The sequence below is a fragment of the Agrococcus citreus genome (assembly GCF_039527715.1).
Lineage (GTDB): Bacteria > Actinomycetota > Actinomycetes > Actinomycetales > Microbacteriaceae > Agrococcus > Agrococcus citreus.
The window spans coordinates 233218-256009 of record NZ_BAAAKK010000005.1; the positions used below are offsets into that span (position 1 = coordinate 233218).

The 22792-nt window shown below is 73.0% G+C and carries 26 protein-coding genes; 15 read left to right on the plus strand and 11 right to left on the minus strand.

The window, feature by feature from the left end:
* Positions 1–51 precede the first annotated feature (51 nt).
* Positions 52–2676, minus strand: a complete 2625-nt coding sequence (locus ABD106_RS09890) for a DUF4062 domain-containing protein (protein ID WP_343919886.1) — start codon at positions 2674–2676, stop codon at positions 52–54.
* A gap of 85 nt (positions 2677–2761) precedes the next feature.
* Between ABD106_RS09890 and ABD106_RS09895 the strand changes: the two genes are divergently transcribed.
* Both ABD106_RS09895 and ABD106_RS09900 read left to right on the plus strand, forming a co-directional pair.
* Positions 2762–3607 carry a DUF1206 domain-containing protein gene (locus ABD106_RS09895; RefSeq protein ID WP_343919888.1) on the plus strand — a complete coding sequence of 282 codons (846 nt, stop codon included), beginning with the start codon at positions 2762–2764 and terminating at the stop codon, positions 3605–3607.
* 13 nt (positions 3608–3620) lie between these two features.
* A complete protein-coding gene (locus ABD106_RS09900; RefSeq protein ID WP_343919890.1) occupies positions 3621–4442 on the plus strand; it encodes a DUF1206 domain-containing protein in 822 nt (273 codons plus the stop codon).
* Positions 4443–4454: 12 nt separating this feature from the next.
* On the opposite strand, the gene ABD106_RS09905 is transcribed toward ABD106_RS09900, so the two are convergent.
* Positions 4455–4943, minus strand: coding sequence for a hypothetical protein (locus ABD106_RS09905; protein ID WP_343919892.1), 489 nt, complete (start codon positions 4941–4943; stop codon positions 4455–4457).
* Between the two features lie 101 nt (positions 4944–5044).
* Between ABD106_RS09905 and dcd the strand changes: the two genes are divergently transcribed.
* Complete coding sequence (dcd, locus tag ABD106_RS09910; protein ID WP_343919894.1) at positions 5045–5638, plus strand: dCTP deaminase; 594 nt, start codon at positions 5045–5047, stop codon at positions 5636–5638.
* Between the two features lie 13 nt (positions 5639–5651).
* Positions 5652–6596, plus strand: coding sequence for a hypothetical protein (locus ABD106_RS09915; RefSeq protein WP_343919896.1), 945 nt, complete (start codon positions 5652–5654; stop codon positions 6594–6596).
* 97 nt (positions 6597–6693) lie between these two features.
* On the opposite strand, the gene ABD106_RS09920 is transcribed toward ABD106_RS09915, so the two are convergent.
* The gene (locus ABD106_RS09920) at positions 6694–7131 is read right to left on the minus strand and encodes an SDR family NAD(P)-dependent oxidoreductase (RefSeq protein ID WP_343921042.1); all 438 of its coding nucleotides are present in this window, start codon (positions 7129–7131) and stop codon (positions 6694–6696) included.
* A 111-nt stretch (positions 7132–7242) separates the two neighbouring features.
* The gene (locus tag ABD106_RS09925; protein WP_343919898.1) at positions 7243–7389 is read right to left on the minus strand and encodes a hypothetical protein; all 147 of its coding nucleotides are present in this window, start codon (positions 7387–7389) and stop codon (positions 7243–7245) included.
* A gap of 21 nt (positions 7390–7410) precedes the next feature.
* Here ABD106_RS09925 and ABD106_RS09930 point away from each other — a divergent pair, with 21 nt between their 5' ends.
* Entirely contained in the window at positions 7411–7821 is a 411-nt protein-coding gene (locus tag ABD106_RS09930) for a hypothetical protein (protein ID WP_343919900.1), read from the plus strand.
* A 100-nt stretch (positions 7822–7921) separates the two neighbouring features.
* Here ABD106_RS09930 and ABD106_RS09935 read toward each other — a convergent pair whose 3' ends face one another.
* A complete protein-coding gene (locus ABD106_RS09935) occupies positions 7922–8209 on the minus strand; it encodes a hypothetical protein (RefSeq protein ID WP_343919902.1) in 288 nt (95 codons plus the stop codon).
* Here ABD106_RS09935 and ABD106_RS09940 point away from each other — a divergent pair.
* On the plus strand, positions 8201–8515 hold the full coding sequence (locus ABD106_RS09940) for a MarR family winged helix-turn-helix transcriptional regulator (protein WP_343919904.1): 315 nt from the start codon (positions 8201–8203) through the stop codon (positions 8513–8515). The two genes, ABD106_RS09935 and ABD106_RS09940, sit on opposite strands and share 9 nt — an antisense overlap.
* A 6-nt stretch (positions 8516–8521) precedes the next feature.
* Here ABD106_RS09940 and ABD106_RS09945 read toward each other — a convergent pair whose 3' ends face one another.
* The 4 genes from ABD106_RS09945 to ABD106_RS09960 form a co-directional block, all read right to left on the minus strand.
* Positions 8522–9043 carry a hypothetical protein gene (locus ABD106_RS09945; RefSeq protein ID WP_343919906.1) on the minus strand — a complete coding sequence of 174 codons (522 nt, stop codon included), beginning with the start codon at positions 9041–9043 and terminating at the stop codon, positions 8522–8524.
* Between the two features lie 163 nt (positions 9044–9206).
* Positions 9207–10145, minus strand: coding sequence for an endonuclease domain-containing protein (locus ABD106_RS09950; RefSeq protein ID WP_343919908.1), 939 nt, complete (start codon positions 10143–10145; stop codon positions 9207–9209).
* A gap of 232 nt (positions 10146–10377) precedes the next feature.
* Positions 10378–11850 (minus strand): MFS transporter, encoded by a 1473-nt coding sequence (locus ABD106_RS09955; protein WP_343919910.1) that lies wholly within the window; start codon positions 11848–11850, stop codon positions 10378–10380.
* Positions 11851–11922: 72 nt separating this feature from the next.
* Entirely contained in the window at positions 11923–12612 is a 690-nt protein-coding gene (locus tag ABD106_RS09960) for a DUF1345 domain-containing protein (protein WP_343919912.1), read from the minus strand.
* A 248-nt stretch (positions 12613–12860) separates the two neighbouring features.
* On the opposite strand from ABD106_RS09960, the gene dnaK reads away from it, so the two are divergent.
* The 6 genes from dnaK to ABD106_RS09990 all read left to right on the plus strand — a co-directional run bounded on the left by dnaK (position 12861) and on the right by ABD106_RS09990 (position 18766).
* On the plus strand, positions 12861–14735 hold the full coding sequence (gene dnaK / locus ABD106_RS09965; protein WP_343919914.1) for a molecular chaperone DnaK: 1875 nt from the start codon (positions 12861–12863) through the stop codon (positions 14733–14735).
* A complete protein-coding gene (locus ABD106_RS09970; RefSeq protein WP_343919916.1) occupies positions 14732–15430 on the plus strand; it encodes a nucleotide exchange factor GrpE in 699 nt (232 codons plus the stop codon). Before dnaK ends, ABD106_RS09970 begins: the two co-directional genes overlap by 4 nt.
* A gap of 13 nt (positions 15431–15443) precedes the next feature.
* A complete protein-coding gene (locus ABD106_RS09975) occupies positions 15444–16388 on the plus strand; it encodes a DnaJ C-terminal domain-containing protein (RefSeq protein ID WP_343919918.1) in 945 nt (314 codons plus the stop codon).
* Complete coding sequence (locus ABD106_RS09980; RefSeq protein WP_343919920.1) at positions 16388–16816, plus strand: heat shock protein transcriptional repressor HspR; 429 nt, start codon at positions 16388–16390, stop codon at positions 16814–16816. Before ABD106_RS09975 ends, ABD106_RS09980 begins: the two co-directional genes overlap by 1 nt.
* Positions 16817–16934: 118 nt before the next feature.
* Positions 16935–18125 (plus strand): hypothetical protein, encoded by a 1191-nt coding sequence (locus ABD106_RS09985; RefSeq protein ID WP_343919922.1) that lies wholly within the window; start codon positions 16935–16937, stop codon positions 18123–18125.
* A complete protein-coding gene (locus ABD106_RS09990; protein WP_343919924.1) occupies positions 18122–18766 on the plus strand; it encodes a hypothetical protein in 645 nt (214 codons plus the stop codon). The genes ABD106_RS09985 and ABD106_RS09990 overlap by 4 nt, the downstream gene beginning before the upstream one ends.
* On the opposite strand, the gene ABD106_RS09995 is transcribed toward ABD106_RS09990, so the two are convergent.
* Positions 18763–19251 carry an Hsp20/alpha crystallin family protein gene (locus ABD106_RS09995; protein WP_343919926.1) on the minus strand — a complete coding sequence of 163 codons (489 nt, stop codon included), beginning with the start codon at positions 19249–19251 and terminating at the stop codon, positions 18763–18765. The genes ABD106_RS09990 and ABD106_RS09995 overlap by 4 nt on opposite strands.
* Before the next feature lie 256 nt (positions 19252–19507).
* Here ABD106_RS09995 and ABD106_RS10000 point away from each other — a divergent pair, with 256 nt between their 5' ends.
* Both ABD106_RS10000 and ABD106_RS10005 read left to right on the plus strand, forming a co-directional pair.
* On the plus strand, positions 19508–19876 hold the full coding sequence (locus tag ABD106_RS10000) for a hypothetical protein (protein ID WP_343919928.1): 369 nt from the start codon (positions 19508–19510) through the stop codon (positions 19874–19876).
* Positions 19877–19993: 117 nt separating this feature from the next.
* The gene (locus ABD106_RS10005) at positions 19994–20641 is read left to right on the plus strand and encodes a dihydrofolate reductase family protein (RefSeq protein ID WP_343919930.1); all 648 of its coding nucleotides are present in this window, start codon (positions 19994–19996) and stop codon (positions 20639–20641) included.
* 5 nt (positions 20642–20646) lie between these two features.
* Here ABD106_RS10005 and ABD106_RS10010 read toward each other — a convergent pair whose 3' ends face one another.
* The gene (locus ABD106_RS10010) at positions 20647–21255 is read right to left on the minus strand and encodes a uridine kinase family protein (protein ID WP_343919932.1); all 609 of its coding nucleotides are present in this window, start codon (positions 21253–21255) and stop codon (positions 20647–20649) included.
* A gap of 195 nt (positions 21256–21450) precedes the next feature.
* Between ABD106_RS10010 and ABD106_RS10015 the strand changes: the two genes are divergently transcribed.
* Positions 21451–22743 carry a D-alanyl-D-alanine carboxypeptidase family protein gene (locus ABD106_RS10015; RefSeq protein ID WP_343919934.1) on the plus strand — a complete coding sequence of 431 codons (1293 nt, stop codon included), beginning with the start codon at positions 21451–21453 and terminating at the stop codon, positions 22741–22743.
* The last annotated feature ends 49 nt before the right edge of the window (positions 22744–22792 follow it).

Consider the following 22792-nt stretch of genomic DNA (forward strand, 5'->3'; position numbering starts at 1 on the left):
CGATCCGGCCACGCTATCCGAGCGGCCGGGGCGAACCGTGGAGCCGGCGGCTCACCAGTGCGCGAGCGCGCTCGCGACGCCGGCGCGCTCGCGCTCGGGCAGCGCCAGCACGATCGCCTCGGGGACGGTCAACTCCTGTCCGCGCCGCTCGCCCTCCGCGACCGCCGCCGGCTCTGCCGCGCGGATGGCGTCGAGCTGCGGCGTGTGCACGGTGAACGCCTCGGCATCGAAGACGCCGATGCGGTGCCGGATGGCGTCGGCGACGGCTGACAGCATCCCCGCGCGCTCGGCCTCGCCCCGTGCGGCCGCCACCGCGCACAGGCCCTCGAGCGCGTACGCGACGCCCTCCTCGAAGTGCAGCCGCACCGAGACGAGCAGCGTGCGCACGCAGCCGGCCTCGGCGACGTCGACGTCGCCGCGCACGAGCTGCAGCCGCGCCTGGTGGTTGCCGGCGACCGACAGCGTGAACTGGTCGCCGACCGCCTCGGCGACGCCCGTCGCCCGGTCGAAGCACGCCTGCGCGTCGTCGGTGAGGCCGCGCAGCCACGCGAGCCGGCCGCGCGACACCTCGGTGATCGCCTCCGCCCACGCGTTGCCGAGCTCGCGCAGCCGCTCCACGGCCTCGCTGAGCTCGCGCTCCGCGGCGTCGAGGTCGGGGAGCGGCAGCTGCAGCCTGGCCGTCGCGCGCGCCGCCGACGCCATCGCCGCGGCATCGCCGTCGCCGCTCTCGGTGAACAGCCGCACGCACTCGCCGAGCCCCGCCACGACCTCCTCCGTCGGGTGCTGCCACATCTCGCTCCAGAGCGCGAAGAACCACGCGACCGCGCGCGTGTGCGGCGTGATCGGCTGGTCCTTGCCGAGCAGCTCGAGCATCCAGACGCGCACCTCGCCGAAGAAGCCGGCGATCCACCAGTAGACGAGCAGTCGCCAGGCGAAATCGCCCGCGTCGTCGAGCCGGTCGATGTGCACGAGGTGGCGCACGGCGGCGCGCAGGTTCGGCAGCTCGAGGCCCAGCTGCACGACCGCGTCGCTCTGCCCGGCGCCGCGCAGTCCGGGCGCGAGCGCGGCGACGAGGTCGCTGTAGTAGTCGGCGTGCGCGGCGCGCATCTGCCCCGCTTCGCCGTGCTCCTTGAGCCGGCCGAGCGAGTGCTCGCGGACGACCGCGAGCAGCGACAGCACCGAGCGGCCACCGATCTCGGCCTGCTTCACGAGGGATGCGTCGACGAGCGCGGCGATGCCGTCGATCGCCTGCCCCTCCCAGGGCCTGCCGGTGCCGAGCGCCTCGACCGCCTCGAGCGTGAACTGGCGGGCGAAGACGCCGAGGTCCTCGAGCAGCGCTCGCTGCTCGGCCGGCAGCAGGCTGACGCTCCAGTCGATCGTCGCCCGCATCGTGCGGTGCCGGTCGGGCAGGTCTCGCGCGGCCGCGGTGAGCAGCGGCAGGCTCTGCTCGAGCCGCTGCGCGATGCCGCTCGGCGTGAGGAGGCGCACCTTCGCCGCCGCGAGCTCGATCGCGAGCGGCAGCCCCTCGAGCCGCCGGCAGATGTCGGCGACCGCGCGGGCGTTCTCGTCGGTGAGGGCGAAGTCGGGCTTCACCGCTTGCGCGCGGTCGACGAAGAGCGCGCCCGCGGGGGAGCGGAGCACGCGTGCCGCCGCGGCATGGAAGACCGCATCGGGCACGCCGAGCGCGCCCACCTCGTAGACGCGCTCGCCGCGGATCCGCAGCACCGTGCGACTCGTGACGAGCATGCTCGCGCTGGGCGCGACGTCGAACAGCCGCACGAGCAGCGGTGCCGCCTCGACGATCTGCTCGAAGTTGTCGAGCACGAGCAGCACGCGTCGACCGGCGAGGGCGCGCGCGATGCGCTCCTCGAGCGCCGCCTCGCCGTTGTCGCGGATGCCGAGCACGTACGCGATCGTGGGCAGCAGCAGACCCGGCTCGAAGACGCCCTCGAGCGGCAGGAAGTAGCGGCCGTCCGGGAACAGGTCGGCCGTGTGCTGCGCGACCTCGATCGCGAGCCTGCTCTTGCCGATGCCGCCTGGCCCGATGAGGCTCACGAGCTTCGTGCCGCGCTCGAACAGCTCGCGCACGTCGGCGATCTCCCGCTCGCGCCCGATCGTCGTCGTCGGCGGCGCCGGGATGCGCGACTCGGGCGTGGGCGGGATCTCCTCCGCGCCGCCGGCCGGCTGCATCCTCGACTCGTCGAACCGCTCCGCGAGGAGCGTCGCGAGGTCGTTCGACACCTGCTCCTCGAGGTCCTCGGCCGTCGTGAAGGGCAGGTAGGCGACCGTGTCGTCCGAACGGATGCGGTCGATGAGCTCTTCGAGCCGCGGCTCGCGGTGCTCGGAGGCGCGGATGTAGATGAGCTTCGGCATCTCCGGCGGCGCGAGGTTGTACTCGTCCTCGAGCCCCGAGACCTGCTCGTCGGGCGCGACCCAGCCGTAGCTGTCGGCGTAGATGCCCACGAAGACGTCGCTCTGCGCGAGGTAGGAGCGGTAGAGCGCGCGGGGCGGGTGCGGCCGCGCGCCGAGCTCGAACATGACCGGTGCCAGGCGCATCCGCTCGATCGCGGCGCGCGCGGCGCGCCGCTCCTCGGCGAGCTCGCGCAGGGTCGAGCTCACGAAGACCCGGATGCGCTGGTCGGGGGTGCGGATCACGGGCCGGTGCACGCCGGTCATGGCGAACATCCTGGACCTGCCTCGCCGAGCGCACCAGCGACTTGATGAGAAACCATCGACACTCTTGAGCGTTAGCGTGGGGCACATGAGCACTGGTGGAAGATCTCGGCCTCGGGCATCGACGGCGAAGGACGCGGCGGGTCGGGCGACCGACAAGGCGCAGGACGCGGCGGCGGGCGCCGAGCAGCATCGCGCGGCCTCGTGGGTGCAGGGCGCCGGGCAGATCGCGAACGGCGTCGTGCACCTCGTGATCGGCGGCATCGCGCTCGGGATCGCGTTCGGCGGCGGAGGCTCGGCCGACCAGTCGGGCGCCATGCAGGCCATCCGCGAGACCCCGGTCGGCGGCATCGCGCTGTGGGCGGTGGGGCTCGCGATGGTCGGGCTCGCGCTGCTCGCGTTCGTCACCGCCATCGCCGAGTCGCGTCGCGACTGGAAGGACGCGGTCAAGGACGCGGCCAAGGGCATCGCCTACGGCGCGGTCGGCTCGACCGCGCTCGTCGCCGCGACCGGCGGTAGCTCCGACGGCGAGTCGCAGGCGCAGTCGTTCTCCGCGCAGCTCATGGCGAACCCGTTCGGCGCGGTGCTCGTCGGACTCGTGGGCGCCGGGATCGCCGCGGTCGGCGCGTACTTCGTCGTGAAGGGCGTGAAGCAGAAGTTCCGCGAGGACGTCGCCCCGCCCTCCCGCTGGCGCCGGCTCGTCGACGTGCTCGGCACCGCGGGCTACGTCGCGAAGGGCCTCGCCATCGCGATCGTCGGCGTGCTCTTCATCGTCGCGGCCGTGCAGCACGACCCGGAGGAGGCCGGTGGGCTCGACGGTGCGCTGCAGTCGCTCACGACCGTGCCGGGCGGTGTGATCGCGCTCGTCGCGATCGCCCTCGGGCTCATGCTCTACGGCGTCTACTGCTTCGCGCGCGGCCTCTGGTCGCGATGATCCGGCCCGGCAGATGAGCGCGGAGGGCGCGGCGAACGGCGTCGACCGCGCTGCCCACAAGGCGCAGGACGCCGCGGCCGAGGTCGACGATCACCGTGCGGCCGGCTGGGTGGAGGCCGTCGGCCAGTCGGCCAACGGCGTCGTCCACATGCTCATCGGAGGCATCGCGCTCGGCGTCGCGCTCGGCGGAGGCGGCTCGGCCGATCAGTCCGGCGCGATGCGCACGCTGCGCGAGACACCCTTCGGCGGGCTCGCGCTGTGGGTCGTGGGCATCGCGCTCGTCGGGCTCGCGCTGCACGCGTTCGTGATCGCGGTCGCCTCCTCGCGCGACGAGCGCCGCGATGCCCTGCGCGCTGCCGGGCGCGGCATCGGTCACGCCGTCGTGGGCGGCACCGCGCTCGTCTTCGCGGTCGGCGGCTCGATCGACGGCGAGGAGACGACCGAGTCGTTCTCGTCGAGGGTGCTCGAGCATCCGCTCGGCCCGTGGGTGCTCGGCATCGCGGGGCTCGTCATCGCGGGCGTCGGCATCGCCTTCGTGCTCCGCGGCGTGCGCCGCAGCTTCTTCGAGGACGTCGACCCTCCTCGCCGCTTCCGCCGTCTCGTCGAGACGCTCGGCGCGCCCGGCTTCGTCGCCAAGGGCATCGCGGTCACCATCGTCGGGGCGCTCTTCGTCATCGCCGGTGCGATGGGCCAGCCGGGCGAGGCCGGCGGGCTCGACGGCGCGCTCCAGTCGCTCACGACTGTGCCGGGCGGCGTCCTGGCCCTCATCGCGATCGCCGTGGGCCTCATGTTCTACGGCGTGTACTGCATCGCCCGCGGCGTCTGGGCGCGCTGACGCGGCCGCGCGCTACTTCGCGCGCCCGTGCCGCGGGTGCGGCAGGATCGGGTTGCGCAGCCGCGCGAGGCGCTTGGCGAGCTCCGCGGGGCGCAGCGCGGCGTACTCGCTCGGCGAGAGCCCGTCGAGCGCCGGCTGCTCGCCCGGAGCGAGCGGCTGGGCGGATGCCTCGGCCGACCCCGCGGGATCGGTCGCGTCCGCGCCCTCGGGCGATGGGGCATCCGCCACATCCTCCGGGGCCTCGGGCACATGCGGCGCGTGCTCGCCGTGCGAGCCGCCGCGCAGCCGCGCGTCGAGCGCGCTGAAGTCGGTCGTGGTCGCCTGCAGGTCGCGGCCGAGCGTGCGCAGCACGCGCACGGTCGTCTCGTAGTCTTCGTCCGAGACCGAGGCCTCGGTGCGGCGCGCGACCTCCGCGTCGCCGAGCGACCGGCGAGCGCGCTCCACGGCGGCCGAGGCGAGCTCGATCCAGTCCTCGAGCCGTCGGTTGCGATGCACAGCCATGGTCACCTCCTCGCAGCCGTCTGTCGTGGCCCATCTTCCTCCATCGGCCTGAATGCCGCACGAGCAAGTTGCGGGCTCGGCGCGGGCGGTACGCTCGGCCCGTGCTGCTCAGCGACCGCGACATCCGTGCCCGACTCGCGTCGGGCGACCTCGGCCTCGATCCGCTCGACCTGGGGATGGTGCAGCCCTCGAGCGTCGACGTGCGGCTCGACCGCGGCTTCCGGCTCTTCGACAACCACAAGTACCCGTTCATCGACCCCGCCGAGGACCAGCCCGACCTCACGCGGCTCGTCGAGGTGGGACCCGACGAGGCGTTCATCCTGCACCCCGGCGAGTTCGTGCTCGGCGCCACATACGAGCGCGTGACGCTACCCGACGACGTCGCGGCGCGGCTCGAGGGCAAGTCGTCGCTCGGCCGCCTCGGGCTCCTGACGCACTCGACCGCCGGCTTCATCGATCCCGGGTTCTCGGGCCACGTGACGCTCGAGCTCTCGAACGTCTCGACGCTGCCGATCAAGCTGTGGCCGGGCATGAAGATCGGGCAGGTCTGCTACTTCCAGCTCTCCTCGCCGTCGGAGCACCCGTACGGCCAGGGCGCCAACCTCAACCGCTACCAGGGGCAGCGGGGGCCGACGGCGTCGCGCTCGTTCCAGAGCTTCCACCGCACGGTGCTCGACGCCGACACGACCGACTGAGCGGCTGAGGCTCATGGCCGGGCCGCTGCGGGTCGAGCGCGACGTCGAGGTCGCGCGCTGGGTGCAGGAGGCGCTGCACGATCTCGACGGCACGGTCGCCTCGGTCGTGCCGCCCGTCTTCGACGCCTACGCGCGCATCCTGCACCCCGCGACGCTCAGCACCCCGGTCGCCGGCGCCGCGCCCGACGAGTGGGGGCAGCTGCCGCTCGAGGACCGCGAGCTCACCTGGGCCGAGGCCGCGACCCTCATCGGCGACCGCCTCGGCGAGCGGCAGCCGCATACCGCCTGGCTCTCGCGCTTCGGCGAGCGCGGGCACGACCTGCCCGACGGTGGCCGCATGCTCGACGGGCACACCCTCCCCAAGGGCGGACAGATCCACGAGCCGCACGCCGGCGACGTCCCGCTGCCGCTCTTGAGCCCGCTCACCGAGCTGCTGCTCGACGAGCACGGCGATGCGGAGGTGCTCGCGGCCGTCTGGGAGGGGAGCGGGCTCGACCCGAGCGGGTCTGCCGCCTTCTTCTTCTGGCCTGACGACGGGCTCACCTCCGCGGAGCGCGCGCAGCGCGAGGCCGAGGCCGAGGCGGAGGCGCGCGTCGCGCGGCTCGCCTCGGTCGATCCCGAGATCCGGGCGGCGATGGAGCGCGGGGACGGGCTCGGGCTGCCGCGCGACGGCCAGGGCCGCGACCACGTGCTGCTGCGCGGACGACTGAGCGCCTTGCGCGACCCGCGCTGGGTCGAGACGGCAGGGCTCGGATGGCGGCAGGACTGGCCCGACCCTGGCCGCACGCCCAATCTGCTGTGGCCCGCCGCGCCGCACGCGACGCCCGCCTGGATGGTCGCGACCGACCTCGACCTCGACGTCACGCTCGTCGGCGGCAGCGGCCACTTCATCGGTCGGGTGCTCGGGCATCCGTCGCTCGAGGCGGAGCGCGTGCGCCCGGGCGACCCGCTCGTGTGAGCGCGACGAGGGCCGGCCCGCGATCGCGGACCGGCCCTCGGAAGCAGCGCTGCGCGGCACAGGCACTACTGCGCCATAGAGCTACTGCGCCATAGAGCTACTGCGCCGTATAGCCGCCGTCGACGAGGTGCTGCGAGCCCGTGATGTAGCTCGCCTTGTCCGACAGCAGGAAGAGCACGAGCTCGGCGACCTCCTCGGCCTTGCCGAGGCGGCCGATCGGGTGCTTGCTGACGAGGCCGTCGTAGAGGTCCTTCGGCAGGTCGGCCAGCAGTGCGGTGTCGATGTAGCCGGGGTGCACCGAGTTGATGCGGACGCCCTTGTCGGCGTAGCTGATCGCCGCCGACTTCGTCATCCCCGCGACGCCGTGCTTCGCGGCGACGTACGGCAGCGCGTTCGCGTCGCCGACGACGCCGAGGATCGACGAGGTGTTGACGACCGCGCCGCCGCCCGCGGCGACGATCTGCGGCAGCTGGAAGTGCAGGCCGTAGAAGACGGAGTGCAGGTTGACGTCCATGAGCTGCCTGTAGCCCTCGATGTCGTGCGCCGGTCACTGAAGCCAACGCCCGACGACTCGATCTATTCGCCCGCGCTCGTGCGACGACGAAGGCGCCCCTGCCGAAGCAGGAGCGCCTTCGTGGCCCGGGGGTCAGTGCTGGTCGCGCAGCTCCATGCCGATGCGCCGCAGCGTGCGCATGGTCGTCACGTAGTCGGCGTGACTGACGGTCGCCGCGATGCGGTGCTGCAGCTGCTCGGGCGACAGGCCCGACCGGCGGATGCGCCGTGCCGACTTCATGATGCTGCGCGCGATGGTGGGGTGGCCGTGGTCGCGTCGGGGGCCGAAGCCATGGCGGTGGCCTTCGCCGTGGCCCTGGCCCTCGCCGTGGCCGAACCCGTGGGCGTGGCCGAAGCCGTGGCCGCCGCCGTGACGGCGTCCGCCGTGACCGCGTCCGCCGTGGCCGTGGCCGTGGCCGTGGCCGTGCGGGCAGCAAGGGTGCGCCCCGTGCTCGTGCGCGGCGTGGTGCTCGCGCGCGTGCTCGTGCTGATGCCCGTCCGCGTGCTCGGCGTGCTCGTGCTCGGCGTGCTCGTGCTGCTCGGCGTCGGTCGCGACCGTCTGCTGCTCGGTGCCGTCCTCCTGCTCGGGCGTGGGCTGGCCGTCCTCGGACTCGGGTCGGCCGTCGTGGGTGAAGTGCTCATCGGATCGCATCGCGATCTCCTCTCGTCGTGAAGCAGCCCTCCGGCTGCGTGCCGCCCAGTCGACCCGGGCAACTGCATGTCATTGTGCATGTACATGTAGAATGACATACATGTCCGCCACTCGTCAAGCATCAGGTTCCGACGACGACGACGTCGCACGCATCGCCGAGGCGCTCGATCGCATCGGCATGCGTCGACCTCCGAGAACGGGTCGCGGCGGTCCGGGCGGCTTCGGCCGCCCGCCGCACGTCGACGGCGGTCCAGGCGCCGGCCACGGCCAGCGCGGTCGGGCCCGCGGCCATGACGCCATCGACGCCGACCACGACCATCCGCACGACGACGACCATCCGCACGGCGACGGCAACCCGCGCCGCGGGGGCGGCCCGCGCGGCGCCATGGGTGCGCGCCGGATGCTGCATGCGATCGTGCGCGCAGAGGCGCCGCGCTCGATCACCGATCTCGGCCATGCGATCGGCGTCGACCAGCCGCGCGCATCCCGCCTCGTGCAGTCGCTCGCCGACGCCGGGCTCGTGCGGCGCATCCCCGACCCGACCGATGGTCGGCGGGTGGTCATCGAGGCCACGAAGGCGGGGCGCGCGCACATCGCCGCGCATGCCGAGGCTCGTGCGGCCGAGGTCGCGACGGCGGCCGAGGCGCTCGCGCCGGCGGAGCGCGCCGAGCTCGCCCGCCTGCTCGCGAAGCTCGCCGAGGCCTGGCCGGCCTAGCCGCCCTCAGCCCATCGCGACGGTCGAGACGGTCGCGGTCGCGGCATCCCATCGGCGCAGCGCGACGCCGTGCGCCTCGATGGGCGGTCCGAGGCGGCCGAGCGCCCCCGGCAGGTCGACGAGTCGGATGCGCCGTGCGAGCGTGACGTGCGGCATCCAGCGGCCCGGCGCGAAGAGCGCAGCCTCGTCGCCCTCGCCCGTCGCATCGAGCACGGCCGCCTGCAGCGCGAGCAGCGCCGCCGACGGCACGATCGAGCGTGCGAGCACCCGCCGCTCGCCCTCGCCGAGCAGCAGCGGCGGGCCGAGCACGAGGGGCAGGGGGAGCGCGGCCTCGACGCGCAGAGGTTGCGGCACTGCCGTCGGGCGCGCGAGCAGCGTGACGTGCGGGCGGTTGCTCGCGGAGGTGTGCGCCGCCATGCTCGACATCCCGGCGGCCGCGAGCGCATCCCAATCGGCGCGCACGCGCGCTTCGGCCTGCTCGTCGAGCAGCAGCTCGATGCTCGTGATGCCCCGCGTCCCCGCTCGCATGCCCCCATGCTCGCGCATCCGCAAGCGCGGTCTCCGGTACGAGTCAGTGGGTGCGCCCGGGCAGCACCCGCAGACCCGTACCGGCGCCTCCGACGCCTCACGCCCGGTCGCACGGATCTGCGCGTCGCCGGAGCGAGCACCCGCGAACCCGTGCCGGAAGCCATCAGGCCGCGATGCCTCGGCGCGCCAGCGCGGCGCGCACGCGCTGGACGAGCCGTCGACCGCCGTGCTGCAGGTCGGCCTTCGTCGCGCGAATCACGATCCATCCGAGCGACTCGAGCAGCTCCTGACGGCGGATGTCCTTCGCCCACTGCGCGGCATCGGTCAGGTGGTGCTCGCCCTCGTACTCGATCGCGATCTTCCAGTCCGGGTAGGCGAGATCGAGCTCGGCGCGCAGCACCCCGTCGAGCCACACCTCGAACTGCACGACCGGCTCCGGCAGGCCCGCGGCGACGATGGCGAGCCGAGAGCGTGACTCCTGCGGCGAGTCGGCGCCGACGCGCACGTCTGCCAGGGCCGCGGCGAACGCGGAGGCGCCATGGAGCCCGCGACACCGCTCGGCGAACGCGGCGAGCGCTGCGGGATCGGTGAACGGCCGGCGCACGAGTCGCAGGTCGCGATACCGCTTCGAGGGCGTCACGAGCGCGTCGATCAGCACGACGAGATCGACGTGGGCCGTCTCCCGCGCGAGCGACATCACGGTCGAAGCCGGCCCGAGCAGCGGGAGCCCGTCGAGGGTGCCCGATTCGAGCCTCGAAGTGTCGAACTCGCGCGTGCGCACCCCCTTCGCTCGCGTCCGAATCGTTCCGGCCGGCACGCCGATGACGAGCGGTTCCGAGCGCTCCCACGCGCCAGCGATCGGGAGTGCCCACATGCGACCCGCCGTGACGCCGGCGAACACGTGTCCGGGTCGCATGCGCTGCGCGAACGCGGCAGCCAGCTCCATCACGTCTGCCGGCTCGCGCAAGGCGCGAACCCCCGGGAACGGCGCCACGAGGTCAGCGCTGCGGAGCCTGCTCGGCGAGACGCCGCCGTCGAGCGCGGCCGCGACCGCGAACGGCCCGTCGCCGAAGGGGTGGGGGAGCGGTGCTCGACGATTCACCCGCGCATGGTGACCCAGCCCGCGCTGCGCGCGTGCGGCATCCGCACCGGCTTGTGGGTGAGCCGGAGCAGGGAGCGGTCGGGGTCGGCGACGGGTCCTGGTACCGGGTCGCGGGTCGACGGCTCGCGCACCCGCAACCCGGTACCGCCGATTCCGAGCACGCCAGATCTCCCGTACCGGATCACGGGTGCTGGCAGGCACACCCGCCGATCCGTACCGGGAACACCCACGACTACGGCGCGCGCACCGCCCGGTCGTCCTCGATCACCGTGGGCTTCGGGTGCACGGGCAGCACGAGCAGCAGGCCCGCGAGCAGCACGACCACGATGCCGAGGATGCCGAAGCGGGTGTCGCCCGTCACCGAGACGAAGATGCCGAAGAGCGTCGGCGCGAGGAACGAGACCGCGCGGCCGGTCGTCGCGTAGAGGCCGAACATCTCGCCCTCGCGACCCTCGGGCGTGATGCGGGCCATGAACGAGCGCGAGGCGGACTGCACCGGCCCGACGAAGGTCGACAGCGCGAGGCCGAAGACCCAGAACAGCCCCTTGCCCTCGACGAACAGCACCGCGAGGCCCGAGAGCGACAGGATGACGAGCGACAGGACGATCACGAGCTTGGGGCCGAACCGGTCGTCGGCCCACCCGCCCACGAAGGTGCCGGCGCCCGCGGCGACGTTCGCGGCGATCGCGAAGAGGATGACCTCGGTCGCGCTGAAGCCGAAGACCGACGACGCGATGATGGCGCCGAACGTGAAGACGCCCGAGAGCCCGTCGCGGAAGACTGCCGAGGCGACGAGGAACAGCAGCGTCTTCGGCGCGGTGCGGCCGATCCGGGCGATGGTGCCGAAGAGGATGCGGTACGACTCGAGGATGCCGACCCGCTTGGGCACGACACCGGTCGGCGGCAGCTCGGGCACCTTGAGCAGCAGCGGCAGCGCGAAGATGAGGAACCAGAACGCGCTCGCGAGCACCGCGAGGCGCACGTCGAGCGAGCCGCCCTCGCGGCCGGTCGGGATGCCGAGCACGCCGTTGCCCTCGCCGCCGAGCGGGAAGATGAAGAGCACGAGCAGCAGCGCGAGCAGCACGATGCCGCCCACGTAGCCCATGCCCCAGCCGTAGCCGGAGGTGCGGCCGAGCGCCGCCTTCGTCGAGACCTGGTGCAGCATCGCGTTGTAGTTGACCGACGCGAACTCGAAGAAGAGGTTGCCCGCCGCGAGGAGCGCCGCGCCGAGCCACAGGTACTCGGGCACCGGCGTCACGAAGAACATGCCGATCATCGCGAGGATGGTGACCCCGGTGTTGACCGCGACCCACAGCTTGCGGCGACCGCCGCCATCCGACCGCTGGCCGATGACGGGCGCGAGCAGCGCGACCAGCAGCCCGGCGACCGCGATCGCCCACGCCACGATCGAGGCGTTGTCGGCGAGCGCGCGCGTGAGCCCGTCGCCGCCTGCTTCGACGATCTCGGGGTCGACGAAGAGGTCGGATGCGATGTACCGGCTGAAGACGAACGTCGTCACGACCGCGTTGAACGACGCGGAGCCCCAGTCCCACAGCGCCCACGCGGTGGCGCGGCGGCTCAGCTCGCGGCGCGGCAGCGGCGCGATGCCGACCTGCGACGGCTGCACGAGACCGTCGGGCGACGCGCCGTCGGGGGAGGGGCTGTCGGCCGCGGATGCGCCGGTCGGCTGCTGAGGAGCGCTCATGGCATGAGCGTAGGGCCGGCAGGCGAACGGGAGGTGTCGCGCCGAGCCGCGCGTCCCGGCCGCGCAGGATGCTCAGGCGGCGAGCGAGATGAGCAGCGAGGCGAAGACCGCGATGATGACCGTGCTGTACGCGAAGCCGACGATCGACTGCAGGGTGACGAGGCGTCGCGCCGGTCGGCTCGTGAGCGCGACGTCCGCGGACGAGAACGTGGCCGAGAGCTGCACGGAGAGGTAGACGAAGTCGGAGAAGTCGCGCTGCTCGTCGCCCGGGAACTCGAGGCCGCCTCGCTCCGCCCAGCCGCGCATGTGCTCGACGGCGAACACGGCGACGAGCAGCACCCACGTGCCGCCGACCCCGAGCACGCACGAGGCGATGAGCCAGAGGTCGATCGATTCGCCGCTGGTCGCGAGGAGCACGACCGAGATGACCCCGACCACGACGATGAGCACCGCCCACGACGTCGGGCCGCCGCCGTAGAGCACCCGCACGAGCGCGCTCAGCTCTTCCGAGCGACGCAGCCGCGCGCGCAGCCGGTCGCCCGAGAGCGAGCGGAAGGCGAGGTGCGAGAGCCAGAGGAACGTGGGGCCGTAGGCGCCGAATGCGAGCGTCAGCACGCTCGCGAGCGACGATCGCGTCGAGAGGTCGACGTCGGCGATGAGGCCCATCCCCAGCACGGCGAGTGCCGCGAACGCGCCCGCGATGAGCGAGGCGAGGGTGTGCCGGGTGCTCTCGCGGTGCAGCCGCCGGTTGCCTCTCACCACGACGTCAACGCTACCGGCTGCCAGCATTCACGGGCGATGCACAGGAGCGAAACTTGACTGCACTCGACTCAAGGTGCGAAACTTGAGCCATCGCGACTCAAGTCGCACCTGCGGTTCCGGGGGACGAGATCACCGGCTAGGGCGCATCCACGGATGCTCCCCGTGATGTCGGTGGTCTCCTCCGCCGGAATCAGGCAGAGCAGTCACAGCAGTCAGACGCAGCGCAGCTGCGAACAGGAGGCACAACCATGGCACGAGCAGTCGGCATCGACCTCGGCACCACCAACTCCGTCGTCGCGTTCCTCGACGGCGGCGAGCCCACCGTCATCGCCAACGCGGAGGGCTTCCGCACGACCCCGTCGGTCGTCGCCTTCGTCAAGGAGGGCGAGACGCTCGTCGGCGAGCCCGCGAAGCGCCAGGCGGTCACGAACGTCGACCGCACCATCTCGTCGGTCAAGCGCCACATGGGCACCGGCTGGAAGCAGGACATCGACGGCAAGGCGTACACGCCCCAGGAGATCTCGGCGCGCATCCTCGGCAAGCTGAAGCGCGACGCCGAGACGTACCTCGGCGAGCCCGTCACCGACGCGGTCGTCACCGTGCCTGCCTACTTCAACGACGCCGAGCGCCAGGCCACGAAGGAAGCCGGCGAGATCGCGGGCCTCAACGTGCTCCGCATCATCAACGAGCCGACCGCGGCCGCGCTCGCCTACGGCCTCGACAAGGGCAAGGAGGACGAGCTCATCCTCGTCTTCGACCTCGGTGGCGGCACGTTCGACGTCTCGCTCCTCGAGGTGGGCAAGGACGACGACTTCTCCACGATCCAGGTGCGCTCGACCGCCGGCGACAACCGCCTCGGCGGCGACGACTGGGACGACCGCGTCGTCGAGTGGCTGAAGAAGCGCTTCCAGGAGCAGTCGGGCGTCGACGTGTCGAAGGACAAGATCGCGATGCGCCGCCTCAAGGAGGCCGCCGAGCAGGCGAAGAAGGAGCTGTCGTCGTCGTCGACCACGAGCATCCAGCTGCCCTACTTCTCGCTCACCGAGAACGGCCCCGCCAACCTCGAGGAGACGCTCACGCGCGCCCAGTTCGAGAACATGACGAAGGACCTGCTCGAGCGCACCCGCAAGCCCTTCGAGGACGTCATCCGCGAGGCCGGCATCAAGGTCGGCGACATCGCGCACGTCGTGCTCGTCGGCGGCTCGACCCGCATGCCCGCCGTCACCGAGCTCGTGAAGCAGCTCACGGGCGGCAAGGAGCCCAACAAGAGCGTGAACCCGGATGAGGTCGTCGCCGTCGGCGCCGCCCTCCAGGCCGGCGTGCTGAAGGGTGAGCGCAAGGATGTGCTGCTCATCGACGTCACTCCGCTGTCGCTCGGCATCGAGACCAAGGGCGGCATGATGACGAAGCTCATCGAGCGCAACACCGCCATCCCGACGAAGCGCTCCGAGACCTTCACGACCGCCGAGGACAACCAGCCCTCCGTCGCGATCCAGGTCTTCCAGGGCGAGCGCGACTTCACCCGCGACAACAAGCCGCTCGGCACGTTCGAGCTCACCGGCATCGCACCGGCGCCCCGCGGCATCCCGCAGGTCGAGGTCACGTTCGACATCGACGCGAACGGCATCGTGCACGTGTCGGCGAAGGACAAGGGCACCGGCAAGGAGCAGTCGATGACGATCACGGGCGGCTCGAGCCTCTCGAAGGACGACATCGAGCGCATGGTCAAGGACGCCGAGGAGAACGCGGCAGCCGACCACGCCCGCCGCGAGGCCGCCGAGCTGCGCAACACCGGCGAGACGCTCGTCTACTCGGTCGAGAAGGTGCTGACCGACAACGCGGAGCAGCTGCCCGACGACGTGAAGTCCGAGGTGCAGACCGATGTGGATGCGGTGAAGTCGGCCCTCGCTGGCGACGACGACGAGGCCGTGAAGACGGCCGTCGAGCGGCTGCAGCAGTCGCAGTCGAAGCTCGGCGAGGCGATCTACCAGCAGGCGCAGGCGCAGCAGCCGGCCGACGGTGCCGAGGGCGGCGAGGCGCCCCAGGGCGACGCCCCCTCCGCCGAGGACGACGTCGTCGACGCCGAGGTCGTGGACGACGAGGACGAGAAGAAGCAGCCGTGAGCGAGCGCGAGGAGTCGAACATGCAGAACGAGCCCACCGAGCCCGTCGAGCCCGCTTCGGCCCCCGACGCGTCGACGGACGCCGCCGCACCCGCGGCGGCGTCCGCCTCGGCCGACGCCGGGGCAGCGGATGCGGCTGACGGCGCGGCCGCAGGCACCGACGAGGCGCCTGCCTCCGACCTTTCGGCAGGCTCAGGACAAGACGACCTGACCGACGAGGACCGTGCCCTGCTCGAGAGCGAGGCCGCGGCCATCGAGGCCGAGCGGGCGAGCTTCGAGGCCAAGTCGGCCGCGCAGCTCGACGAGCTCGCCCGGCTGCGGGCCGAGTACGTCAACTACCGCAATCGCACCGAGCGGGAGCGTGCGGGCGACCGCGACGCGACGACCGCATCCGTCATCAAGGCGATGCTGCCGGCGCTCGACGACCTCGACCTCGCCGAGAAGCACGGCGACCTCGCCGAGGGACCGCTCGCGATCGTGGCGCAGAAGCTGCGCGGCTCGTTCGAGCAGCTGGGCGTCGTGAAGCTCGGTGAGGTCGGCGAGGCGTTCGACATCGACAAGCACGAGGCGATCGCCCAGCTGCCGAACCCGGAGGTGACCGAGATGGTCGTCGCCGATGTCGTGCAGTCGGGCTACCGCGTCGGCGACCGCATGCTGCGCGCCGCCAAGGTCGCGGTGTTCGTCCCGGCCGAGTAGTCGGGGGAGGCGCATGGCCAGCAACGACTGGTTCGACAAGGACTTCTACGCCACCCTCGGCGTGCAGAAGGACGTCGCGCCTGCCGATCTGAAGAAGCAGTACCGCAAGCTCGCGCGGCAGTTCCACCCGGACTCCAATCCGGGCGACGCCAAGGCCGAGGCGCGCTTCAAGGAGATCTCTGAGGCGCACGCGGTGCTCTCCGACCCGAAGCAGCGGCAGGAGTACGACGCGGTCCGCGCGATGGCCGGTGGCCGTCCGCGGTTCGCGCCGGGCGGCTCCGGCGGCTTCGAGGACGTGTTCGGCGGCTTCGGCGGCGGCCCGCGGGTGCAGTACTCGCAGGGCGACTTCGACGACCTGCTCGGCGGCATGTTCGGCGGCGGCAGCCCCTTCGGTGCCCGCCGACCGGCCAAGGGGCGCGACGTCACCGCTCGCGCGGCGCTCGACTTCACGTCGGCGGTGCAGGGCGACACGCTCAAGCTCACCGTCGCCGGCAAGTCGATGACCGTCAAGGTGCCTGCGGGCGTGCACGACGGCCAGAAGATCAAGCTCGCCGGCAAGGGCGACCCCTCGCCGAGCGGGGGCGAGCCCGGCGACCTCATCCTCACCCTGCAGGTGCGGCCGCACCCGGTCTTCACGATGGACGGCCTCAACCTCCGCGTCGACGTGCCCGTCACGTTCGCCGAGGCGACGCTCGGGGCGACGATCGAGGTGCCGACGCTCGGCGGCGGCCCGGTGCGGCTCAAGGTCGCACCCGGCACGCCCTCGGGCCGCGTGCTGCGCGTGAAGGGCCGCGGGGTCGCGGGCCGGAAGGGCACGGGCGACCTGCTCGCGACCATCCAGGTCGCGGTGCCGAGCCACCTCACGAAGGAGCAGGTCGAGCACCTCGAGAAGTTCGTCGAGGCCGGACCGAGCGAGTCGCCGCGAGCCGAGCTGCTCGCGAAGGCGAAGGCTGCCTGATGGCGCCCGTGCCGGCCGGCTTCGACGAGACGTCGCCGATCTTCTCGATCGCGGCGGCCGCCGAGCTGGCCGGCCTGCACGCACAGACGCTGCGCCAGTACGACCGGCTGGGCCTCGTGCAGCCGAGCCGCACGGCGGGCAACACCCGCCGCTACTCGATGCGCGACATCGGGCGGCTCAAGCAGGTGCAGATGCTGTCGGGCGAGGGCGTCTCGCTCGAGGGCATCCGTCGCATCCTCGAGATGAGCGACGAGAACCGCGAGCTGCGCACGCGCGTCCGCGAGCTCGAGTCGGCGCTGGCGGATGCCGTGATGCAGCAGCAGGGACGCCGCGTCTTCGCGGCCGGCACCGCGGGCATCACGACGATCCGCGCGGGCGCGCGCCCGTCGAAGCCCGGCTCGGTCGTGCTCTGGCGCCCGAGCCGCTGACGCGTCCGGCCCGGCCGCTCGCCGCCGCTCCAGCGAGCGATGCGATGATGTCGGCGTGACCGACTCTCCTCGGCCGCGGTCCGAGCCGCGCGGCGCATCGATCAGGGACTGATCGATCGTGGCGCTCACCGATCCCGGCGACCCGGCCGGCGCTCCGCCGCCGCCCGGCGCCGACACCCCCGTGCCCGCGGACGCCGCCTCGCGCGCCGCCGCGGCAGGGCGCGCCCGGCAGCTCCGGGCGCAGGCTCCGCCGCCGGCCGACACGCTCGTGCCCGCGAAGGCGCTGGAGACGCGCGCCGAGGAGCGAGCTCGGCTGCGTCGCGAGCGGCTCGCGCTCGGCCCGGTCGGCGTGCCCGCGCACGGCGTCGTGAACCCCGCAGCCGGCTTCCCGCCGCAGGGCGCGATGCTGCCGCCGGGGCTCGTGCCGGCGGTGGCCGACTCGATGCCGCAGCGGTTCGTGCCGAGCGGCTACGGCCAGCCGGCGCCCGGCTACGGCCCGCCCGCGTACGGCTACCCACAGGTGGCGCCCGGCTACGGACAGCCGCTCCCGTACGGCGCTGGCCCGTACGGCGCTGGCCCGTATGGTGCTGGCCCGTATGGCGCCTCGCCCTACGGCGCCCAGCCGGTCCAGCTCGTCATGGTGCCGCCGCGCATCCAGTGGACGAAGCGGCAGCGCACCGCGGCCATCCTCAGCTCGTGGGTCGGCCAGACGCTCATGGCGCTCGCGACGCACTTCCTCACGGCGTTCTTCATGATCGTCGGGTTCGCGTACCTGCTGCACAGCACCGGCGACGACGTGGCCGACTTCGAGGCCGACTCCTTCACGACCGTCGTCTCGCTCTGGTCGACGCCCGAGCGCGTCGGCGCGACGGTGCTCATCGGGCTGCTCATCGGCGGAGTCGTGCTCGCCCTCGGCTGGCTGGCGAACGCGCTGTGGGCGAAGTCGGCCGATCTCGCGAAGCCGCACCGCTCGACGTGGCTCGCCTGGCTCTGCACCACGGCGGCGACCGGGCTCATCGGCATCGTCGTGTGGCCGGGCGCGCTCTTCGGCGGCCTCTTCTTCGTGCTCGCGTCGAGCTCGGCGTCGCTCACGATCGGCTCGATGTGGACGCTGCTGTTCTCGCTGCTCGCGATCGCGATCGTGCTCACGGGTGGCGTCGGCCTGCTCTTCGGCTGGCTCTTCCTCTCGACCGCCCGGCCGCGCGTCGACTTCCGCGCCCTCGCCGAGGCGGAGGAGGCCGAGGCCCGGGCGCGCGACGAGGCCGAGCTCACGCGTGTCGAGCTGCGCGGGGAGCCGGGGCCGCGGTGAGCCGTGCGCACAGGCCGGCTCCGCCCGATCCGCTCGACGCGGGCCAGCGCGCGGCGGTCCGTGCCGCTGGTGCGGCCGGGCTCTCGCTGGTCGCGGCGGGCGCGAGCCTCGTGTGGGGCCTGCTCGTCGCGGCGATCGTGCTGCTCATCGTGCGCTCGGCGGTCGTCGACCTGTTCGACGACGTCGAGTGGGGCCGCCCGGTCGTCGAGTGGGTCGAGCAGCTCGACGGCTCGCCGCTCGTGCCGCTCGTGCTCGGGCTCGTGCTGCTCGCGGTGGGCGCGATGGCGCTCGGCTGCTGGCTCAGCACGCGCCGTATGCGGCGGGCCGGCGTGCCGTCGGCGGTGGCCGTCACCTTCCGCGGCGCCGCGATCGGCACCGCGCTGCAGGCGGTGCTGTCGACGCTCTCGAGCTGGTTGCTCGGGCTCGTCGTGCTGCTGACGGGCGTCGTGGGCTTCTGGATCGTCGCCGCGATCTACGTCGTCGGGTCGATCGTCGTCTCGACCGTCATCGGATGGCTCGCGGGGCCGCGCACGTGGCTCGCGATCGCGCGCCGCGAGGCGCGGCGAGCGCATGCGCGCGCGGCGGCGCCCCCGTCCGCTGGGGACGAGGGCGCCGCCGCGTGGGGCGTAGAGCCGCGCTAGCTGTCGGTCGAGGCGCCGGCTCCAGCGAGGGCGTCGCTCTGCTGCGAGTCGCCGCCCGAGCTGATCTCGGACTGCCGCTCCCGCTGCTCGACCGTGATCTTGCGGGGCTTCGCGCGCTCGGCGACCGGGATGGTGAGCATGAGCACGCCGTGCTCGTAGTGCGCCTGGATCTGCTCCAGGTCGACGTCGTTGCCGAGCCCCAGCTGCCGCATGTATCGACCCGCGGGTCGCTCCTGCGCGAGCCACTGCGCGCCGTCCTGCGCACCGATCGTGCGCTCGGCCTGGATCGTCAGCGTGTTCGCGTCGACATCGAGGTCGATCGAGCCGGGGTCGACGCCCGGCAGGTCGACGTTCACGATGTAGTGATCGCCCGCGCGGTAGAGATCCATCGGCATCCAGCTCGAGGCTCGCTCCGAGCCGCCGCTCGTGAGCAGTCGAGCGGCCATGCGGTCCATCTCGCGGAACGGGTCGAAGGTCAGTGCCATTGACAACCACCTCCTCAACGTCGGGCCGCCGCCCCCATGCGACGGTCCCGGTGTCTCTGGCCACCCTCGGGGCTGGCCCCGAGGAGCGGAGCCAGATTAGCACTCTCGCCCGTCGACTGCCAGTCAGATTCGGTTCATTCACAGGGATCTCTGACACAGAACGTGGCGATCTGTGACGTCGGGGTGGCGTCCGACGGTGGGCTCTCAGCGATCGCCGCCCGGTACGATCACGAATGGCGAGGCGACGATGACCGACATGAGTCCAGCGGCGATGGATGCCGTCGCGCGCCTGCGCGAGGGCCTGCACCGCGGCGACATCGCAGCGGTCGCGCTCGGCCTGCAGCAGGTGCCCGTCGCGATCGCGGTCGACGGCGGGCAGCCGCGCGTCGCACTCGACGGTGCGCTCCGCGTGCTGCCGGTGTTCCTCGACATGGACTCCTGGCGCGCGTTCGGGCTGCCCGGCGATCCGCAGCTGCTGACGCACCGCACGCTGCTCCCGCTGCTGGAGGCGCTCGCGCACGTCGACGACATCGTGATCGATCCGGCACTGCCCTCGGCGATCCGGGTGCCGCGCACCGACGTCGTGCAGATGCTCGGCGGCGAGCAGGGAGTCCCGGGCACCTGACGCTGGGCCGCGCGGCGGTCCGCCGATCGCGCCCCTTGCCAGGTGCCGCCGCCGCGAGCATGCTCGACCACGCCGCAGTGCGACGAGCGCGGTCGCGGCCCCGGACGAGGAGGAGCGATGCGCCTGATCGCGCACGAGTTCATGACGCTCGACGGCGTCATGCAGGGCCCGGGCGGGGCCGACGAGGACACGAGCGGCGGCTTCCGGTACGGCGGTTGGGTCGCGCCGGCCTTCGACGAGACGGTCGGCGAGGTCGTCGTCGGCTGGTTCGAGCGCACTGACGCGCTGCTGTTCGGCCGGGTCACCTACCGCATGATGGCCGACTACTGGCCGCAGGTCACCGACCCGGCCGACCCCGTCGCGCAGCGCCTCAACACGGCGCCGAAGCACGTCGTCTCGACGACGATGGGAGCGGCGGATGCCTCGTGGGCCGGCACCGAGGCGATCATCGCGGACGACGTGGTCGCGCGCATCCGTCGCCTCAAGGACGCGGGCGACGGCGAGCTGCAGGTGCACGGCTCGTGGCAGCTGCTGCAGACGCTCATCGCCGAGCAGCTGCTCGACGAGCTGCGCCTGATCGTCTTCCCCACGGTCGTCGGGCCAGGCAAGCGGCTCTTCGACGACGTCGCCCGCCCCTCGGGCTTCGACGTGACGGACGTGCGCGTCGCCGCGAGCGGTGCCGTCGCGATGGCGCTCACCCCCGCCCCCTTCCGCACGGCGACCTACGTGGTCGTCGACGGCAAGGAGGTGCAGATCGAGGAGTAGCGGCGTCAGCCCCGACGCGCGGCGCGCGCGAGCATCCGACTGGCCGCGTGCACGCGCACGGGCCGGCACCCCGCATCCGTCAGCCGGGCGACGATCACCGGCTCGCGGCGCGCGAGCAGCATGCCGCGCTTGACGAGGAACAGCGGCGCCTTGCGACGCTCGCGCAGGTCGCGCACGAACCGCAGCCCCATCGTCACCCAGCGGGAGCGGTGCACGCAGATCGCGTCGGCGAGGATCCCGCGGCGCTCGGCGAGGGCGACGACCTCGCCGACGAAGACGCCCTCGGCGACGAAGAGCGGGGCACCGTCGAGGGTGACGTCGCGGGAGCCGACGGATGCGCTGCGCGAGATGTCGTAGACCGGGGCGGCCGTGCGGCCCGTGCGGGCGAGCTCCTCAAGTGCGTCGATCGCTCGGTCGAGGTGCCACGAGCCGGGGTGGTCCCAGTCGATCTCGCCCGTCTCGAGGCGGGGGAGCGCAGGGTCGTCGCCCTCGCGGTAGAAGTCGTCGAGCCGCAGCACGGGCAGTCCCGACTGCTCGGCGATGCGCGACTTGCCGGAGCCCGACGCTCCGCCGATGAGGACGACCTTGGCGAGCGGTTCGTCGGCTGCGGGCATGGAGACGATTCTGCCGGATGCCGCGACCGGGCCCGCGCGGGCGGCGGGGAGGAATATGCGCACGCTGTTATCGGTTGCACCCCTGCGGAGCCGCGCGCGGTGAGCGCATGTCGCGAGCGAGCCCCGCCATCGCACCGCTGCACCAGCCCCGCACCAGCTGCCCCCGCACCAGCACACCCGCCACGAGCCGAGGACGTGACCACGCTGCAGACACACCGCCCCCGATCCCTGTCGAACCGACCGCCGCTCGAGCCCGCACCGCCCGCGCGGCGACCGCGCCGCATCCGCGGCGCACACGTCGCGCTCACGGGGCTCACGGCGATCGCCCTCGCTGTCGGCGGCGGCGTGACCGTCGCGAGCGCAGCACCGCCTGCCCCGGCGCTCAGCGTCGACGAGGTGCTGGTCGACGTCGGCGCGGCGAGCGGCATCGCGTGGCCCGCCGGCATCGAGGCCGCGGGGTTCGAGGTCGAGGGCGTCGCCGGCGCGGCGGGCGCCACGGGCGATCCGGCGGCCCGACCGATGGCGAGCATCGCCAAGCTGCTGTTCGCGCTCGTGCTGCTCGACGCGCGACCCCTGGCGGTCGGTGAGCAGGGGCCGTCGATCGTGCTCGACGACGGCGATGTCGCGCACCTCGCCGCGGGCGTCCGCGACGGCGCGACCGTGCTGCCGGTGGCCGCGGGCGACGTGCTGACGCAGCGCCAGCTGCTCGAGGCGGCCATGCTCATGAGCGCGTCGAACGCGACGGTGACGCTCGCCGACTGGGCCTTCGGCAGCCACGACGCCTACGTCGCCGCCGCGCAGCAGTGGCTCGCCGAGCACGGCATCGAGGGCGTCACGGTCGCCGACGCGAGCGGCTTGAGCGATCGCGGCCTCGCCACGACCGCGGGGCTCATCCAGCTCATGGACGAGGTCGACGCCCGGCCCGCGCTGCGAGAGATCACCGGGATGGCCGCGACGACGCTCCCGCGGGTCGGCGCCGTGACGAACTCCAACGAGGCGCTCGGCTCCGCCGGCATCGACAGCGGCAAGACGGGCAGCCTCAACGCGCACGGCCGCACGGTGCTCGTCGGCGCGACGCGCGAGATCGAGGGCACGCCGGTGCGCATCCACGTCGCGCTGCTCGGCATCCAGCCGGGCGTCGACCGGGGCGCGGTGACCGCGGCGCTCGTCGACAGCATCGCCGCGAACCTCGAGTGGCTCTCGGTGCTGCCGGACGACACCGCCGTCGCGCAGTACGACGTGCCGTGGGCCGACCCGATCGTGCTCGAGACGGCCCATCCGATCCGCATGCTCCATTGGCGCGGCACGCCCGTGGAGGTCTCGGTGGATGCTCCGTCCGAGTGGACGCCGAATGCGCGCGCCTCGCTCGCCGTCGAGATCGGTGCGGGCGTGCGGACCGTGCCGCTCGACTCGACCGGCTCGCCGCCGGATCCGAGCCTCGAGTGGCGGCTGCAGCACGCCGCCGCCCTGCTCGCGCCGCGCGCGTAGCGTCGACACGCGCGGTGTTCAGCCGCGCGTCAGTGCGCACGGGCCATGC